Below are 18,572 nucleotides of genomic sequence, written 5' to 3'. Positions count from 1 at the left end.
AGGGATTTCGAATACTTCATCCCTATGATCCGAAATCCCGTTAAAATAGCTGAAGTTTAAAGTGAATTAAGCTCTTGGAGTGTTATTAGCGCTGCCTAAGAGTGATTAAAAACTTTCTATATAAGTTGAACATTGAAGGCAATATACGACCTTTTTTTGTAGTAAGAGTCAGCAAGCGCGGATCGGGAGGATTCTGAATGAAGACTGTAGCGTTGACCATGATCGTCAAAAACGAAGAGAAAGTTCTGGCGCGCTGCCTCGACAGCGTCTGTAAACTGGTTGATGAGATTATTATTGTCGACACGGGATCAACAGACCGCACTAAATCAATTGCTCAAGATTTCGGCGCCAAGATCTATGATTGGGTATGGAATCAAAATTTTGCGGATGCCCGAAACGCCGCCTTAGAGCACTCGACAAGCGATTGGAACCTGGTATTGGATGCTGATGAATATGTAAAAAGCGAGGACAGCACCGCTATTCGTCAGTTCATAAACGGTGAGAAGGCTATCGGCAGAGTCAAAATCGTCAACCAATTTATTGGTGATGATGGTTTGGAATCCACCGCGCAAAGCTTTATATCGCGGATTTTTCCGTCCGGAGTCAGATACGAGGGCAGCATCCATGAACAATTGGTTTCCGATCTTCCCAGAATTAAGCTGCCTGTGGAGATTTGGCACGATGGTTATATGAAATCAAAAGCTGAGCGGAATATTCCCATTTTGAAAAAAGAGATCGAAAAAAGCCCCCACGATTCGTATTATCATTTTCAGATCGCCAAAGAATACAGAGGGATTAACGATCATGCCCAGGCGTGCCAGCATCTAGAGCAAGCGTACAGGCTGCTGACAAGAAAGGAATACTACGCTCCCAACGTCATCGTCAATTTGCTTTATGAACTGATCGCAACGGGCCAACTGGAGAGCGGATTGCCGGTGATTCAGCGGGAAAGGGATTTTTTACGGGATTTCAGTGATTTTCATTTTGCTTGCGGGATATTTTACATGAAGCTGATTTTAAGCAATACCGCAAAATATGTCGATTTGTTTCCGTACATTGAAGCATCCTATTTGCGATGCCTGGAAATTGGAGAAACGGACCAATATGACAGCGTTAGGGGAACCGGCAGTTTTACCGCATTGCACAATTTGGGCGGCCTATATGAAGTGATGGGGAACATAAACAAGGCAAAAGAGTGCTATCGGGAGGCTGCAACAACATATGGTTACCAGCCATCGAACGAAAGGTTAAAACAACTGTAAGCTATTTTAGCAGAGCAGTATACGGAATTGATTGGAGCAGATGAGATGAAGACACTCACCAGCATCATTATCCTGACATACAACCAACTGGATTACACAAAGCAATGTATTGATAGCATTCGGAAATATACTGCAGCGGGAACTTACGAATTGATTGTGATTGATAACAAGTCTACCGATGGAACTCCCGAGTGGTTAAGCCAGCAGCATGATATTCTGGCCGTATTGAATGATCGGAATGAAGGCTTTCCTAAAGGCTGTAATCAGGGCATTGCACTTGCTAAAGGTGAGAATGTTCTTCTTTTAAATAACGATGTAATAGTAACCCCTAGATGGCTTGAGCTTTTGGTGGAGTCTTTATACAGCGATGAACGCATTGCGGCAGTAGGGCCTGTAACCAATAGCATGTCCAATTTTCAACAAATTGAAGTTCCTTATAAAACGATCGAAGAAATGTTTATTTTTGCTGATCAGTTTAACGGAAGCAATCCAAATGTCACTGAATTTCAAGAAGCTTATGAATATAGATTGCGATTAATGGGCTATTGTTTGTTGATAAAAAAACAGGTTATCGATCAAATTGGGCTGCTGGATGAAAGGTTTACTCCAGGCAATTTTGAGGATGATGATTTCAGTTTTAGAATGATCGAAGCAGGCTATTATCTCGTTCTTTGCAAAAATGTTTTTATTCATCATTATGGATCAGTGTCTTTTGGGGCCAAAAATGAAAAGTACATGGCTTTAATGAACAGCAATAAACAGAAGTTTGTGGAAAAATGGGGATTTGAACCGGGACGATCATCATTAATCAGAAATGATATTATTCAATTATTAAGCCCTTTTGATCGGAACGCAGTTATTCGTGTATTGGAGCTCGGTTGCTTATGCGGCGGAACGCTCATGGGGATAAAAGGGAAATTTAAAAACGCGGAATTACACGGGATTGAAGAAAATAAAGCTGCGGCAGCGATGGCTTCAAATTTTGCGAGTGTTAAAACAGCGAATATTGAGGAAAGAATTCCGGACTATCCAGCTAACTATTTCGATTACATTATTTTAGCGGATACACTCGAGCACCTACAGGAGCCATGGGAAGTACTGAAAAATTTGAGCGGACTCCTTAAACCAAGCGGCAAGATCGTGGCTAGTATCCCCAACTTTATGCATTATAGCATCTTGCGAGAAGTGCTTTACGGAAGAGGTATATATAAAGAGGCGGGCGTAGTAGATCGTTCTCAATTGAGACTGTTTACGCAAAAAGATATTAAAGCCATGTTTACAAATGCTGGCTTTTTAAATCTTCGATTATACGGTGAGACTGGTTCCATTAATGATCTGGATCAACAGTTTGTTGATGAGCTTGTTAAATTGGCCGGTCCTTCGCTAAGAGAACAATATGAAACTAAAAAGTATCAGATAGAGGCGAATTCGCCTAATTTCGACAATTACATAACGGATCTCGTTGATCGCTTAAGTTTGGATATGGAAAATGAAGAAGACCTGTTGAAATTATTGGATAATGCCTGTGACGGCAACTTAACAAGTGAGCAAACTATAAAAATTATCGATAGTTTATCTTGCAACAGAATAGAGTATGCCAATAAACTAGCGTTTTTTTTCTACAACAATGGATTATTTAATATGGTGATACCCTTGTTACAATATGCGATACAACTGGACTCTAACGATGAAAATTCACTTTACAATTTGGGTTATATTCTATTTAAGGCTAATGAGTATGAATTAGCTCTGCATTATCTAGATCAGATTCAAAATAAAGATGAGGACATTTGTCAGTTAATGGATGAGATTAGACGGGGGAGTATTTTATGTAATCAATAAGCATCATTACAATAAAAGACTTTTATGTGTTCACTATTACTACTGCTACTTATTAATAAAATTTTCTGTTTTTGAGTCGTCACTGGCGGCTCTTTTTTTATTCAAAAAAATTGTTTCGACATCAATTTGCAAATATAGACATTATTGTTTAGACAATCCTTGGGTTTAATTGTAATGTTGTTGATGAAAACAATACATAAGGAGTGAGGATATTGAAAGTTAAAGTAAGTATAGTGACTTTAGTATTAATTATTTTTGCTAGCAGTTTTGGAAACTTTGCTATGGCAGAAAGTCCATTCTGGAAGACAAGTGGAGAAATGCCATTTTATAAAGGAAGACCTGCATCGGGTGTCATTAATAATCAGCTCTACGTTGCTGGGGGGATTGATAATACTGGTACCTATACAAATACAGTTTTTCATTACAATCCGACAACTGAAGCTTGGACAAAGACCGCACCGATGAATCAAGGTAGAGAACTGACCGCTTATGGAGTTGTGGGAGAAAAGCTGTATGTGGCCGGTGGGGTATACCAGAATTCAGGTCAAAACCAAACCGATGCTCTTGAGGTGTTTGATCCCCAAGCCAATACTTGGTCTAATTTAACTAAAATGACTGCACCCAGATTTGGAGCATCCGGAGCTAGTTTGAATAATCTTTTTTATGTTATTGGAGGAGCTTCTCTTGATCTCAAGTACTTAAATAAGGTTGAATCATATGATACCAAAGCAAATAAATGGAACACTGAAACAAGCCTCCCAGAAGCAAGATTGTATGGTTCTGCAATTACTTTTGAAAATAAAATTTACTTTTTTGGCGGATTAAATCTTGACAAAAAAGCAACAAGCTCGGTTTATTCTTATGATGCCACAACAAAAAAATGGACTCAAAAAAGTGATATGCCTATTGCTAGATATGGAGCAACAACTGTAATCTATAATGACAAAATTTATGTACTAGGTGGCTCCAACACAACAAATGTAAACCAAGTAGACATATACGATCCGAGCAGCGACACTTGGGCTACAGATGAAGCATTCCCTACCAGTCGTAAACATCCATTCGCAACTGTGTTTAATGAAAAGATCTACTTATATGGTGGTTACATAGATTCATCAATCTCTAATTTAATTGAAACCTATCCCAACTATAGTGAACCTCAACCAGAACCATCCGATGAACGTGCTATCCTAACTATCACCATGATAACAGGCTTAGAAAAAGAATTTGACCTCTCTATGGTCGAAGTAAATGCCTTTATTACCTGGTACGATCAAAAAGATTCCGGTTCTGGCCCATCCAAATATGCAATAAATAAACATAAGAATAATATAGGGCCATTTAGCAAGCGAACTGACTATGTAATTTTCAACAACATTTTAACATTTGAAGTAAACGAATATAGTACCGTTACTGCTGCAACTTATGAATAAAGTTTTCTGTTTTTTGGGTCGTCGATGACGGCCCTTTTTTTGTTCTAAAAATATTTATTGTTCGACATAAACTTACACAAATAGACATATTTGTTTAGACAATCCTAATTTTCTTTAGTAAAGTCAACTCCATATTACAAAGTAAGGGGAGGCTATTTTTATGAAGAAACTATCTATTGCATTTGTATTCATGTTGCTTTTCGGTATTGCTTTTAATTCATCACTTATTTTTGCCAATGGTGAAGATTGGGTAAAGAAAAGCGATCTTCCAGCTCCTCGTATGGGGTCTGCTGTCGCCACTCTGGATGGGAAAATTTATGTTTTCGGTGGAGCATCAGACTCTAGTTTTTGCTCACTTAGGAGTTAAAAAGAATAACACATACGAATATGATCCTGAAACGGACAAATGGACTGAAAAAAAGAATATGCCTACAGCAAGAGCAGGTGTTACTGCTACAGTATATAATGATAAAATTTATGTAATTGGTGGATACCTTGATGTTGGTACTAAACTACAGCGAACAAGTAAAGTTGAGATTTATGACCCTAAACTCGATACATGGACGACTGCCCCAAATATGCCTACCGCCAGATCATGGGCTGCAGCAAGTACGGTTGGGAACAAAATATATGTTATGGGGGGAGCAAAAAACGGAAATGATAGTGGAACTATAAGCACTGCTCTTCCGACAATTGAATGTTTTGATATTGAAAAAAACTCCTGGTCAACCTTAAAAGATATGCCTTTCTCAGCCAATATCACATCTCAGAGTATCGGGGATAAGATATATGTTTTGGGGGGATTTAACTACTCTTCTACTTATGGCACAATATATGAATACGATCCAGCCAATGAAACTTGGACACTAAAAAAAGAAACCTCTTTAAGAACAGCTATGGGTACAGCTATTATAAATGGAAAGATATATTTGTTAGGTGGGAGCTCCAATGGGCCTAACGGTATTATGGATACGGTTGAAGTATACGACCCTATTGACAATTCATTGAATTCTTTTAAAAACCTTACATTTTCAAGAGTTCAAAACGTTGCAGCGTCAGTGGGAAATGATCTATACGTAATTGGCGGTACTGATGGCTCTACTAACGGTGCTCTAAAGACTGTTGAAATGATAAAAATCGCGAACGATGAAAACCCGGAGCCAGAGCAACCGACGACAGGAAACCGTGCCATTCTTGTAATTACAATGAACACAGGATTTGAAAAAGAGTTTGACCTTTCAATGCAAGAAGTTAATGATTTTATAACTTGGTACGAGAACAAACAAGCCGGTACGGGAACAGCTTCTTACGCAATTGATAAACATGATAACAATAGAGGACCATTTAGTGCTCGAAAAGACTACGTTATTTTTGATAAAATACTGACTTTCGAAGTAAATGAGTACAACAGTGTTACAAATGAATAATTTTATAAAAGGAGTCGCTGAAGCGGCTCCTTTTTGATTTCTGTATCTTTCAAGAATGAAGAAACTTATTACACAATTTATGATGTTAGTTTCCTTGATGCCGCAGAGACCCGAGCCAAAAGTGGTTAATCGTAGGTTGTTTTTATATTAATGGAAATTTTAGTATAGACACCCATATTTAAAAATGCTATTTTACTAGTATAAAAGAACCAATAAATTACTAAAGGAGGGTAAAAATTGAAACGAATTGGGCATTTTTTACTAGTTCTAGCAATTTTTTTGAGTGTGGTCATTGTCGGTCCTACAGGTGTAAGCGCAGCATCGCAATATACAGGCGGGCTGCTGGATGGTGAGCCGGTGCAAGTTGGCGCCGCAGTGGGACAATCATCGACAGCGGTCAAACAAATAACGGACGGTAATATAGCTACTTATTCCAGCATCAGTGGCGGTAATTTTATCTGGTACACTTTCAATTCTCCAGTGGAGATTTCGGCGGTCGTTGCAAAATACACAGGGACCGTAGCCGCTGAATTTTATGACGCAAATAACAACTTGCTGCAAAGATATGACTTATTAAACAATGACGGAATTCAGACGCTGCCGGCTACGGTAAAGGGAGTTTCCACCGTGGCTTTAAAGTACACGGCGGGGGCCAGTGCGACTATTTACGAATGGAATGTCTTTACTACCCCACCCGTAGCGCCATTGCCTACAACGATTAGCTGGATACAAAGCGGCGATAAGACCGTGAAATTGGAGTGGGCGGCAACGGGGGCGGAATCGTACAACGTGAAACGCGCAACCTCCCCTGGCGGACCCTTTATTCTGCTTAAAAATGTGAAGGAAACATCATATACCGACTCAACCGTAACCAATGGAACGACATATTATTATGTGGTTTCCGCGGTGAATAAGGCGGGAGAAAGCGTCAACTCCCCGGAAAAAAGCATAAAGCCGGATGCCACCAGGTACACGGGAGGATTGCTCGACTGGCTTACCCTGCAAGTGGGTCAATCCATATTCAATCCGACGAGTACCTCGAGAGTAATGACGGATAATAACATAGGCACTTATACTAGCCTCAGCGGTGGTAATTTTGTCTGGTACACCTTCTCTTCTCCAGTGGATATCTCATCGGTCGCTGCAAAATACACAGGCACCATAGCCGTTGAATTTTATGACGCAAATAACAACTTGCTGCAAAAATATGATTTATTAAACAATGACGGAATTCAAGCGCTGCCGACTACGGTAAAGGGGGTTTCCACCGTGGCCTTAAAGTACACGGCGGGAGCCAGTGCGACCATTTATGAATGGAATGTCTTTACTACCCCATCCGCAGCGCCATTGCCCACAACGATTAGCTGGATTCAAAGCGGCGATAAGACCGTGAAATTGGAGTGGGCGGCAACGGGAGCGGAGTCGTACAACGTGAAACGCGCAACCTCCCCTGGCGGACCCTATATTCTGCTTACCAATAATGTCAAGGAAACATCATATACGGACACAAGCGTAAGCAATGGTACGACATATTATTATGTGGTTTCCGCAGTAAACCGGGCGGGAGAAAGCGCCAACTCGCCGGAAAAAGGCATAAAGCCGGATGCTACCAAATACACGGGAGGATTGCTCGACTGGCTTACCCTGCAAGTGGGTCAATCCATATTCAATCCGACGAGTACTTCGAGAGCAATGACGGATAATAACACAGGCACTTATACCAGCATCAGTGGTGGTAATTTTGTCTGGTACACCTTTTCCTCCCCGGTGGATATCTCAACGGTCGCGGCAAAATACACAGGCACCGTAGCTATTGAATTTTATGACGCGAATAACATCTTGCTGCAAAAGTATGAATTATTAAGCAATGATGGAGTTCAGGCGCTACCGGCTCCGGTGCAGGGGGTTTCCACCGTCGCCTTAAAATACACGGCGGGGTCCAGTGCGACCATTTACGAATGGAATGTCTTTACTGCTCCATCCGCAGCGCCATTGCCTACGACGATTAATTGGATTCAAAGCGGTGATAAGATTGTGAAATTGGAGTGGGGGGCAACGGGAGCGGAATCGTACAACGTGAAACGCGCCATTTCCCCTGGCGGAACCTATATTCTGCTTACCAATGTCAAGGGAACTTCATTTGCGGATACAACCGTAACCAACGGAACGACATATTATTATGTGGTTTCCGCAGTAAATCGGGCGGGAGAAAGCGCCAACTCACCGGAAAAAAGCATCAAGCCGGATGCGACAAGCTACACGGGGGGCTTGCTCGACTGGCTTAACCTGCAGGTGGGCCAATCGATATCCAACCCGACTAGTACTTCGCGGGAAATGACGGATAATAACATAACCACTTATACTGACATCAGTGGCGGCAATTTTATCTGGTACACCTTTGCCTCCCCTATGGAGATTTCAGCGGTCATAGTAAAAAACACCGGCACGTTAGCCGTTGAATTTTTTGATGCGAATAACAATCTGCTGCAAAGATATGCATTGTTAAACAATGACGAGATTCAGACGCTTCCGACCCCGGTAAAAGGTGTTTCCACCGTCGCCTTAAAGTACACGGGAAGCAGTGCAAGAGTATACGAATGGAATGTCTTCGGCAAAGGCGGGGAGATTCCATCTCCGGAAGAGCCGTTGAATTTAACCGCAACCGCAGGGAACAAGAAGGTTAATTTAACTTGGAGCGGAGCCAGTAAAGACGTCACGGGCTTTAACGTGAAGCGGTCCACGGTTTCCGGCGGTCCATACGATGTGATTAACACGGTTACGAGCGCCACTTACAGTACTTACACGGACAACAATGTTATTAACGGGACTACTTATTATTATATTGTCACAGCTATTACCGCTGCCGGTGAAAGCGGAAGTTCAAATGAAGTCTCCGCTACGCCGCAAGGCGATGTGGTAAATCCCCCCGATCCTGGTCAAGAAGGTGAGCGGGCATTGCTTCGGCTGATCCTCATAAACGGCATTGAAAAAGAATACGACTTGTCCATGACAGAAGTAAATGCCTTCATTAACTGGTACGAGGAACGCGCCAACGGATCGGGAAGCGCTATGTTTGCTATTGATAAGCACGACAATAATAAAGGTCCGTTTGTAAACCGCAAGGACTATGTGTTCTTTGATAAAATCATTACGTTTGAGGTTAATGCTTACTGAGTTCTAAAGCGATTTAAGCTCTTGGGAGATGCATAATCTTTGCCCAAGAGCTTTTTTCAACCTTATAGAATTTATAAAATTCCGGTCATGGTAGAGGGCGATCCGCAGGTAGAGAGGGGGAGGAGAAGAAAGACCTGGGGGGGCTAAGGGACACCAGAGCCGTTATTTGCGAAAAAACGGGAGTTTGCAAAATGTAACGGACACAGAAGACCTTATTTACCTCAAAACGGCCTGGATGAACTGGTTTTGGGCGAAATAGGGTCATGTATGTCCGTTAGGCTGGGAAATATCCGGGAAATGGGCGGATAAGGTCGCTGGTGTCCGTTAGAGCAGCGTTAAAAGTTTAGGACGAGCCCCAATCGCTCCAAAGTAGAAGTCAAAGCCATTAAAGGACGCCGTCAGGCGTTTTTCTTAGGAGCAATGTTTCATAATTTTCTGTGCGGGGTATTATTTATTAACAGATCTGACTCCAAAGTTCACCAATCGACAAGTTTTTACAAATTATTTACAGTAAAACCTTTTCTTTGGTAATTGACACTGGATAAGTCGGGTGGTATAGTCAGAAATGTGGGGCTTGGTTTATTGGGGTCACACGCTTATTTGAAAATGAAGGGAATGTTAGTGCATGCAAGGTAAAGTTAAATGGTTCAACGCAGAAAAAGGCTACGGGTTTATCGAAACTGAAGAAGGCGGCGACGTATTCGTACACTTCTCCGCAATCCAATCCGAAGGCTTCAAAACTTTGGAGGAAGGGCAATCCGTCGAGTTTGAAATCGTTGAAGGCGCTCGTGGACCGCAAGCCGCTAACGTAATCAAATTATAATCATCCGGCATAGCCGACCTACATAGCACGGTACGATGGTTAACAATTAAAGATTCGCTAGCAATAGACCCTGGGGAAACCTGGGGTTTTATTTTTGCTTATCGTTGAAAGAGGTGAACTCATTGCGCAAGTTGTACAGATGGATTCCCGCGCTTGTGCTCATGGCGATTATTTTCGGGTTTTCTTCCCAGTCGTATGAGGCACAGGACCTGAAACCCGACATCGAAAGGGCGATTTCGGATCGGTCGATTGCCGAGCGCTTTGGCGGGATTGCATTTCATTATGCAGGGCACGAGATAAGCATTGGCAGCCTGGGGGTGGCGGGTTTTATCGAGTTTTTTATCCGGAAAAGCGCGCATTTTTCGTGTTACGGGTTATTGGGACTGCTGTTGATGTACGCGCTGAAATCCGGCGGACGGCCCAGACGTTTGCTTATTGCGGTGCTGATTTCGTTCCTTTATGCTTGCTCGGACGAGCTGCATCAGATGCTCACGCCCGGGCGCACGGCGTTGTTTCAGGATGTGCTGATTGATACGGCGGGGGCGATCTGCGGCGGGCTACTTATGATCCTGCTAGAAAAATGGAGGGAGAAACGCGAAATCCATATATTGCCAAACACTGAGGGATAATTTACTATAAAAATAGTGAAATGGATATAATATTATATTTTAGCAGTCACCGTTGTATATGTTCATTTCACCGCAAGCTCTAAGGTCCAAGCTTGTCAAATCCCACGGAAAAGAGGAGAAGATGAGATGCTGAAGAGGAAGAGCAGAAGCGGTAAAGTACTAACGGTGTTGGTGTTGCTGTTCGTAATAGTTGGGCTGTGCGGATCGGCGGTGTCGGCCGATGAGCCGAACGTGGAGACGAAGCTGCCGGAGGCAAAACTTCAAGCATTTGACGCTTCGGCGTTAGAGTTGCCTGGGGCTTCATCTTTAGGAACTGCGGAAACGGACTTGAAGACGTTTGATGGGGTTGATTCCGACAAGAAGTCGGGCATCGCGGTGGAAAGACCTATCGTCACCAATGCGGTTTATGAAGTGGACGGCTCGCTGATGAACTTTACCGACTCGCTTCAGGTGGATGATCCTGACGATTTCTGGTTTTTCAGCGTCAATACGGACAGAAGCATGGTGCTGAAGTTGTTGTCAGGCAATAGCGATTACCTCGCACAATTGTATATTGTGGATTGGAGCACCGGACAGGCCTATCCCACAAGTGTAGGTGCGTATGCGCAAACGCAGATCGCGCTGAAAAATTTGCCGGCGGGGGATTATGTGTTCCGGGTTTACTCGGAGGGAAGCGTCGGGGATAACTATACGCTGCGGATGAACGCAGCGAATCCGGCCGATTATTCAAGCCTGCTCTCCATCTCGGATTCATTGAAGTATGTAGTGGCTTCCTATGCTAACGGGAACATCTATTCCAGCGGAGTTCTGGTCGGGAACACCCAGAGCTACAATTCGCATCTCGACTGGACACGTGAATTCTATTTCTCATGGGGAAGCGGGTATAACTCACGGACTCACAAGATATCTAACGTCAAGATCGCCTCGGTTTCGGCGCCGGTAAGCTATACGTCCGCTTACGCAAGCTCCAACAATGCGATTTTGATTTATCTCAACGAAGGTACCTCGTTTATGCATCATGCGGCATATTATCAATCCGGACCTGATCATATTTATGAAAGCACCTTTGACGACACGCTGGGCAAAAGAACGCCAAGATACCTGGATGAAGAGGATATCGAAGGCTATGGGCCGCACATTTTGGTCTACGACCTGAATACCCAAAAGGCGATCGATTTCTACAGTGTGCTGAATTATTACTATGCCGCGGGGATCGAAGCCGCGCCGACCGTTCGTGCGCTGAATTGATAGGGGTCTTTACACTCCCTTAACTCTTTTTACTTTGCCTTAACACCTGTGGTATAATGAAGGTGCAAAGCAAAGGAGGAGTGCCCTATGAATTTTAGTATTCGAGGACAGCAGATTGAAGTGACTGAGGCCTTGCGTGACTACGTAGACAAGAAGCTCAGCCGGCTAGACAAGTACTTTGATGCACCCCCCACCTCGGACGGTACTGTTACGTTAACTGTGGTACGAGGTTTGCACGCGGTAGAGGTGACGATTCCTCTTACCGGCGTTGTGCTTCGCGCGGAGGACCGCAGCGACGACATGTACGCATCGATCGATGCGGTTGTGGACAAGCTGGAACGTCAAATTCGCAAGCACAAAACGAAAATCAACCGTAAGCTGCGCCAGAAAGGCGTCAAGATCGGCCTGTTCGCCGAAAGCGCAAACGGCGGTTCCGTAGCCGTGGATGAAAGCGACGAGGAACTGGAAGTCGTCCGGACAAAACGCTTCACCCTGAAGCCGATGGATGTGGAAGAAGCGATTTTGCAAATGAACATGGTAGGGCATAATTTCTTTGTCTTCTCCAACATCGACACGCGTGAAGTGAATGTCGTTTACAAACGGAACGACGGCAAATACGGTTTGATTGAACAGGGTTAACCTCTTAATTTCTCCATTCTTTTTGACGATTGGGTGAATGAGGTGGTAATTCCTGCATCCCGAACGTAAAGGAAACGAGCCTTATCCCCTCGCGGATAGGGCTCTTTATTCGTATAGATGGCCGCTTTAGCGCAATAGAGGTGTGATTGGGCGTGTTGCGGCGACCCTTACAAACTGTTACAATTTAGGCAAATCATCTGTTTATGCGTGAAAGGGGTAAATCATGCTGGGATTAGTAAAAAAGATTTTTGGCGACACGAATGAACGTGATGTCAAACGTCTTATGAAGACGGTGGACTATATAAATTCATTGGAGCCGCAATTTGAAGCATTGTCGGACGAGCAATTAAAAGAGAAAACGGCGGAATTCCGCGAACGGATCGAAAAGGGGGCAACGCTCGAAGAAGTCCTTCCCGAAGCGTATGCTGCGGTAAGAGAAGCTTCCAAACGCACGCTGGGCATGCGCCACTTTGATGTGCAGATGTTGGGCGGCATCGCCCTCCACGAAGGCAAAATTGCGGAGATGAAAACCGGTGAAGGGAAAACGTTGGTCGGGACCTTACCGGTTTATTTGAATGCGCTCCTCGGGAAAGGCGTGCATGTCGTTACCGTCAATGACTATTTGGCACAGCGTGACAGCGAGCAGATGGGGCAGATCTACAACTTCCTGGGCATGACGGTCGGACTCAACCTGAACGGCATGGAGCACCACCAAAAACAGGAAGCGTATGCCTGCGACATTACGTACGGAACGAACAACGAATTCGGATTCGACTACCTTCGCGACAATATGGTGCTGTATAAAGAGCAGATGGTGCAACGTCCGCTTTATTTTTGCATTATTGACGAAGTTGACTCCATTTTGATCGACGAAGCGCGGACGCCGCTGATTATTTCCGGGCATGGGCAAAAATCGACGGAACTGTATTATGCCGCCGACCGGTTCGTGAAGACGCTTGTACCGGAAGAGGACTACACCGTTGATATTAAAGTGAAGGCCGTGTCGCTCTCGGAAAAAGGGGTTGCCAAAGCGGAACGCGCCTTTGGCCTCGACAACCTGTATGACCAGAAGCATGTGACCCTCAACCACCATGTGGTGCAGGCGCTCAAGGCGAATGTCATTATGCGGCGCGACGTCGATTACGTCGTCTCGGAAGACGAAGTGTTGATCGTCGACGAATTTACCGGCCGTTTGATGGCGGGACGCCGTTACAGCGACGGTTTGCATCAGGCGATCGAAGCCAAGGAAGGCATCAAGGTACAGAACGAAAGCATGACCCTGGCCACGATTACGTTCCAGAACTACTTCCGCATGTACCGCAAGCTTGCTGGGATGACCGGTACGGCGAAAACGGAGGAAGAGGAATTCAAGAAAATTTACGGTCTGGAAGTGCTGCAGATCCCGACCAACAAGCCGAACCAGCGGGCCGACATGCCGGACGTCGTATACAAGAGCGTAGACGGCAAGTTCAAGGCGGTCGTGGAGGAAATCGTGAAGCGGCACAAAAACAACCAGCCGGTTCTCGTCGGCACGGTGTCGATCGAAAACTCCGAACGCGTCTCGGAAATGCTGAAGCGCAAAGGCGTTCAGCATAAAGTGCTGAATGCCAAATACCATGCCGAAGAAGCGGAAATCATTTCGCGTGCCGGCCAAGCCGGAGCCGTAACGATCGCCACCAACATGGCGGGCCGCGGTACCGACATTTTGCTGGGCGAGAGCGTTGCCGATGTTGGCGGCCTTCATATCATCGGTACGGAACGCCATGAATCGCGCCGGATCGATAACCAGCTGCGCGGCCGTGCCGGACGCCAGGGCGACCCGGGTTCGACCCAATTCTACCTGTCGCTTGGCGACGAACTGATGAAGCGGTTCGGGGCGGACAACGTGCTGAATATGATGGACCGTCTCGGTTTTGAGGAAGACCAGCCGATCGAAAGCAAAATGATTACCCGGGCGATCGAATCCGCGCAAAAACGGGTCGAAGGCAACAACTTCGACTTGCGGAAAGTCGTCCTGCAATATGACGACGTGATGAACCAGCAGCGCGAAATCATTTATAAGCAGCGCCGTGAATTGCTGGAATCGGAGAACATCAAGCAAATTATCCTCGATATGATCAAACCGGTCATCGAACGGGTGGTCGAAGCGCATACCGCCGATGAAATCCCGGAAAACTGGGAGCTCCAGGAAGTAGCCGACTTCGTCAACAGCAAGCTGCTGGAAGAAGGGGCTATTTCCAAGGATGATCTGTGGGGTAAGGAGCCGCCGGAAATGGTGGAGCTTATTTTCGAGCGCGTTTTGACCAAATACGAGGCCCGCGAACAGGCGATCGGCCCGGAAATGGTGCGCGAATTCGAGAAAGTTATCGCCCTGCGCGCCGTGGACAGCAAATGGATGGACCATATCGATGCGATGGACCAATTGCGTCAAGGCATTCATCTGCGGGCATACGGCGGCACGGATCCGCTGCGTGAGTACCAATTTGAAGGCTATGAGATGTTCAACGCGATGATTGCCAGCATCCAGGAGGAAGTGGCGACATATATTATGAAAGCGCAGGTGGAATCGAACCAGGAGCGCCAGGCGGTTGTGGAAGAGAGCAAAATTTCCACCAGCGGCGAACCGGTCGAGAAACGCCCGGTCAAGCGCAGCGAGGAAATCGGCCGCAACGACCTTTGCCCATGCGGCAGCGGCAAGAAATACAAGCACTGCCACGGACAGAACGCTTAAGGAAAGGTGATTAACATGATCGAAGCCAACGTAAAGCATGATATGCGCGAAATCGCCAAGAAATTATCCAATCTTAGGGGGTCTCTTTGACTTAGATCTTAAGCAAGAGATGATCGCCAACTATGAGGAAAAAATGGCGGCGCCGGATTTTTGGGACGACAACGAGAAGGCCCAAGCGACTATCGCCGAGATGAACGCCGTGAAATCCTCCGTTGACCAGTACCTGGCGTTGCAGGGGGAATACGACGACATCGAAACAATGGCCGAGCTGGCTGAGGAGGAAGGCGACGAGTCGCTGGCGGCGGAGATTTCCGAATCCGTCACGGCTATGGTGAGGAAGCTTGAGAATTTCGAGCTTGGGCTGCTGCTCAATCAGCCTTACGACAAAATGAACGCTATTTTGGAGCTTCACCCCGGCGCGGGCGGCACCGAGTCCCAGGACTGGGGGCAAATGCTGCTGCGGATGTACACCCGCTGGGCCGAGAAACGCGGCTTCAAGGTAGAGACGCTGGACTACTTGCCCGGCGACGAAGCGGGGATCAAAAGCGTAACGCTGCTGATTAAAGGGTACAATGCGTACGGCTACCTGAAGGCGGAAAAAGGCGTACACCGCTTGGTGCGGATTTCGCCGTTTGACGCTTCCGGGCGGCGTCACACCTCGTTCGTGTCCTGCGATGTCGTGCCGGAGATCAGCGAAGACGTCGAAGTCGAAGTCCGTCCCGAGGACTTGAAGATCGACACGTACCGTGCCAGCGGCGCCGGCGGCCAGCACATCAATACGACCGACTCGGCGGTGCGGATTACGCACATTCCAACCGGGATCGTCGTGACATGCCAGAACGAACGCTCCCAGATCAAAAACCGCGAGCGCGCCATGACGATGCTTCGTTCCAAGCTGTACGAGCGCAAGCTCGAAGAGCAGCAGAAGGAACTGGACGAAATCCGCGGCGAGCAATCCGATATCGCCTGGGGCAGCCAGATCCGTTCCTACGTGTTCCACCCGTACAGCATGGTGAAAGATCACCGCACCTCGGTGGAGACGGGCAACATCGGCGCGGTCATGGACGGTGACCTGGACGCGTTTATCGACGGATATTTGCGCAGCCAAATTCGCTCCGAGGCCTAATTTCGTCCTTGTGCCGCATTCAACTATAGAACCGAAAACCCACCTCAGGCGAAGGGCTTGTCCCGCCTTGATCGGGTGGGTTTTTCTTTTTCGGGTGCATACATACATAATAGTTTTAGAAGCGATCAATAAGGAGGGGCCGCGGTGCCGCCGAAAACCCGCAAACGCAGATTTGGCGATTATATTCCTTTAACCGGACCGGTACGCCATGCGATCGACACGGCGATGATTTTCGTGGGATCGCTGATCACGGCGCTGGCCTTCAACTTGTTTCTCGTCCCGAACCACATCGCCTCGGGCGGCGTATCGGGGATTTCGATTATCGCGCAAGCACTGTTTGGCATGGAGCCGGCGTACACTCAATGGGCGCTGAATATCCCTCTTTTTGTCGCGGGGTATTTACTGCTCGGGCGGGATTATGCGATTCGCTCTTTGCTTGGCACGATCGTTTTGCCGTTATTCGTGTTTTTGACCAAAGATTTCCCGGTCCCAACGACCGATCCGCTGCTAGCCTCCTTATATGGGGGGATTGGCGTAGGCCTGGGGCTGGGCATCGTTTTTCGGGGGCGCGGATCGACCGGCGGTTTGTCCACGCTCGCGCAAATCATTCAGAAGTACAGCGGGCTCAGCCTGTCCGTTTGCGTCGTCCTGATGGACGGTACCGTGATTGCGCTGGCTATGTTTATACTGTCGCCGGAAAAGGCGCTGTATGCCTTGATCGGCCTGTACATCACCGGTAAAATCATCGACGCGATCGAGCTTGGCTTCAACTATACGAAAGTGGCCTATATCATCGCCGAAAAGACCGAACAAATCTCGGAGGCCGTGCTGTCGCAATTGGACCGCGGGCTCACCAAGCTGGACGGGCGCGGCGGATATACCGGCGACAAACGGACCGTGCTGATGGTGGTCGTGGGGCAAAGCGAGGTCACCCGGCTCAAAACGCTCGTGCAGACGCTGGACCCCACCGCCTTCGTTATCATCACAAATGCCCATGAGGTTTTGGGAGAAGGATTTAAGCGAGGCTAGGGAAAAACTCCTCTATAATTAGCGGTTAAAGTAACTTCGCTAATTATAGAGGAGTTTTTTTTAGTAAGCTTTAAGTTGAGGCTCAGTGAAAATTCAGATTGGGCGGTTATGATGGATTCCAGAAAACCAAAACCAAATTAAGGAAAGGCGGTTGGGGAGACCATATGAATAAGTCAGCTTTTATGAAAATAATGAGTGTGAGCATGTTGGCACTGCTGTTGCTAAGCGCATGCAACTCCACACAAGGACAAAGCAGCGGAGAGGCGGGAGCGGGCAACAGCGGCGCCGCGGCAACGGCCGAGGCCGATACCTCCGGAAACTCGTCTTCGGATACATCCGCCGCCGGGCAGCAAGCCGGTCCGGGCGGGGGCCAAATGGATGAAGGCCAAATGAAAATGATGCGAACCTTCCGCTCCTTGATTCGCATGGATGAACAGGAAGGGCTGGAGATTACGAAAGCACAGGCGGAATCGATGCTGCCTATCGTTCAGGAGGCCGTCACCGCAAGCGAATTGACGGACGATAATGAAGCCGGCATAACGGCTCTGCTCACGGAGCAGCAGCAAGCGTATTTGACGGAGTCCGCGTCGCAAATGGGCGGCAGGGGAGCGCGTGGCCAAGCGCCTTCAGGGGACGCAGGCCAAGGTGCACCGGGAGCCGGCCAGACGGGCGCATCGGATCAAGCGGCGGCAGGTACGGAAGGTGCTGCCGGAAGCGAGGCGGGAACGCCGCCGGAAAACGGCGGCCAGCCGACCACGCCGCCGCAAGGCGACGGACAAGCGCCGGCTGGCGACGGCCAGGATGCGGCCGAGCCGGCCGGGCGTAGCGGCGGTATGGGGCAGGGAGACACGGGCCCTGGTGGACCGGGCGGCATAGCCGACGCCGGCGAGCAGTTGATCGAGCTGCTGCAGTCCAAAACGACGGCTGCTGAATAATGCCTAATATACAGAATGAAGAGGGGCTCCGAAAGGAGTCCCTTCTTTGTTATGGAGGACAGCTTGATTGGATCAACTGCAAAAGTGCATTTGGTATTCCGTAAATCCCCATTTTGGAGCGCTTGAAGTGCAAAAGTGCATCTCATTTAAGGCCATACGATAAAAAAGTATCTTTTGACCGGAAATGAACTGCAGTTTTGCAGTTGGGCCGCCCATTTCGAGGAAATTCGACGAAAATCGCCTGCACTTTTGCATTTCAGCGGGTTTTGGAGAG

At 47.0% G+C, this 18,572-nt stretch carries 14 protein-coding genes; all 14 read left to right on the top strand.

Annotated elements, in window-relative coordinates:
- Positions 1-197: 197 nt before the first annotated feature.
- The 14 genes from EHV15_RS04335 to EHV15_RS04270 all read left to right on the top strand — a co-directional run bounded on the left by EHV15_RS04335 (position 198) and on the right by EHV15_RS04270 (position 18,298).
- A complete protein-coding gene (locus tag EHV15_RS04335) occupies positions 198-1,262 on the top strand; it encodes a glycosyltransferase family 2 protein (protein WP_246061308.1) in 1,065 nt (354 codons plus the stop codon).
- Between the two features lie 45 nt (positions 1,263-1,307).
- Entirely contained in the window at positions 1,308-3,104 is a 1,797-nt protein-coding gene (locus EHV15_RS04330) for a glycosyltransferase (protein ID WP_128630156.1), read from the top strand.
- 212 nt (positions 3,105-3,316) lie between these two features.
- Positions 3,317-4,537 carry a Kelch repeat-containing protein gene (locus EHV15_RS04325; protein ID WP_128630155.1) on the top strand — a complete coding sequence of 407 codons (1,221 nt, stop codon included), beginning with the start codon at positions 3,317-3,319 and terminating at the stop codon, positions 4,535-4,537.
- 160 nt (positions 4,538-4,697) lie between these two features.
- Entirely contained in the window at positions 4,698-4,904 is a 207-nt protein-coding gene (locus tag EHV15_RS04320; protein ID WP_128630154.1) for a hypothetical protein, read from the top strand.
- Positions 4,855-5,964, top strand: a complete 1,110-nt coding sequence (locus tag EHV15_RS04315) for a Kelch repeat-containing protein (protein ID WP_178075758.1) — start codon at positions 4,855-4,857, stop codon at positions 5,962-5,964. Before EHV15_RS04320 ends, EHV15_RS04315 begins: the two co-directional genes overlap by 50 nt.
- Positions 5,965-6,201: 237 nt before the next feature.
- On the top strand, positions 6,202-9,138 hold the full coding sequence (locus EHV15_RS04310; protein ID WP_128630152.1) for a fibronectin type III domain-containing protein: 2,937 nt from the start codon (positions 6,202-6,204) through the stop codon (positions 9,136-9,138).
- Between the two features lie 625 nt (positions 9,139-9,763).
- The gene (locus EHV15_RS04305; protein ID WP_007132290.1) at positions 9,764-9,961 is read left to right on the top strand and encodes a cold-shock protein; all 198 of its coding nucleotides are present in this window, start codon (positions 9,764-9,766) and stop codon (positions 9,959-9,961) included.
- A 113-nt stretch (positions 9,962-10,074) separates the two neighbouring features.
- On the top strand, positions 10,075-10,590 hold the full coding sequence (locus tag EHV15_RS04300; protein WP_128630151.1) for a VanZ family protein: 516 nt from the start codon (positions 10,075-10,077) through the stop codon (positions 10,588-10,590).
- A 126-nt stretch (positions 10,591-10,716) separates the two neighbouring features.
- Complete coding sequence (locus EHV15_RS04295; protein WP_128630150.1) at positions 10,717-11,838, top strand: hypothetical protein; 1,122 nt, start codon at positions 10,717-10,719, stop codon at positions 11,836-11,838.
- Between the two features lie 87 nt (positions 11,839-11,925).
- Entirely contained in the window at positions 11,926-12,477 is a 552-nt protein-coding gene (gene hpf / locus EHV15_RS04290) for a ribosome hibernation-promoting factor, HPF/YfiA family (protein WP_128630149.1), read from the top strand.
- Between the two features lie 223 nt (positions 12,478-12,700).
- Positions 12,701-15,208 carry a preprotein translocase subunit SecA gene (gene secA / locus EHV15_RS04285; RefSeq protein ID WP_128630148.1) on the top strand — a complete coding sequence of 836 codons (2,508 nt, stop codon included), beginning with the start codon at positions 12,701-12,703 and terminating at the stop codon, positions 15,206-15,208.
- 15 nt (positions 15,209-15,223) lie between these two features.
- A protein-coding gene (gene prfB, locus EHV15_RS04280; RefSeq protein WP_128630147.1) for a peptide chain release factor 2 occupies positions 15,224-16,334 on the top strand; the annotation gives its coding sequence in 2 pieces (ribosomal slippage) (positions 15,224-15,295 and positions 15,297-16,334; 1,110 coding nt in all).
- 144 nt (positions 16,335-16,478) lie between these two features.
- The gene (locus EHV15_RS04275) at positions 16,479-17,363 is read left to right on the top strand and encodes a YitT family protein (protein ID WP_178075757.1); all 885 of its coding nucleotides are present in this window, start codon (positions 16,479-16,481) and stop codon (positions 17,361-17,363) included.
- 203 nt (positions 17,364-17,566) lie between these two features.
- Positions 17,567-18,298, top strand: coding sequence for a hypothetical protein (locus tag EHV15_RS04270; protein WP_128630146.1), 732 nt, complete (start codon positions 17,567-17,569; stop codon positions 18,296-18,298).
- Positions 18,299-18,572 lie beyond the last annotated feature (274 nt).

Source organism: Paenibacillus oralis (assembly GCF_003863965.1).
GTDB lineage: Bacteria > Bacillota > Bacilli > Paenibacillales > Paenibacillaceae > Fontibacillus > Fontibacillus oralis.
Note: the sequence above shows the minus strand (reverse complement) of the source record. Positions and strands in the feature narration are given on the sequence as shown.

Excerpts from the sequence above, each read along its gene's own strand:
- hpf (WP_128630149.1), top strand. The coding sequence starts at position 11,926 with ATGAATTTTAGTATTCGAGGACAGCAGATTGAAGTGACTGAGGCCTTG.
- EHV15_RS04305 (WP_007132290.1), top strand. The coding sequence starts at position 9,764 with ATGCAAGGTAAAGTTAAATGGTTCAACGCAGAAAAAGGCTACGGGTTT.
- EHV15_RS04295 (WP_128630150.1), top strand. The coding sequence starts at position 10,717 with ATGCTGAAGAGGAAGAGCAGAAGCGGTAAAGTACTAACGGTGTTGGTG.
- EHV15_RS04315 (WP_178075758.1), top strand. The coding sequence starts at position 4,855 with ATGTTTTCGGTGGAGCATCAGACTCTAGTTTTTGCTCACTTAGGAGTT.
- EHV15_RS04320 (WP_128630154.1), top strand. The coding sequence starts at position 4,698 with ATGAAGAAACTATCTATTGCATTTGTATTCATGTTGCTTTTCGGTATT.
- secA (WP_128630148.1), top strand. The coding sequence starts at position 12,701 with ATGCTGGGATTAGTAAAAAAGATTTTTGGCGACACGAATGAACGTGAT.
- EHV15_RS04330 (WP_128630156.1), top strand. The coding sequence starts at position 1,308 with ATGAAGACACTCACCAGCATCATTATCCTGACATACAACCAACTGGAT.
- EHV15_RS04335 (WP_246061308.1), top strand. The coding sequence starts at position 198 with ATGAAGACTGTAGCGTTGACCATGATCGTCAAAAACGAAGAGAAAGTT.
- EHV15_RS04270 (WP_128630146.1), top strand. The coding sequence starts at position 17,567 with ATGTTGGCACTGCTGTTGCTAAGCGCATGCAACTCCACACAAGGACAA.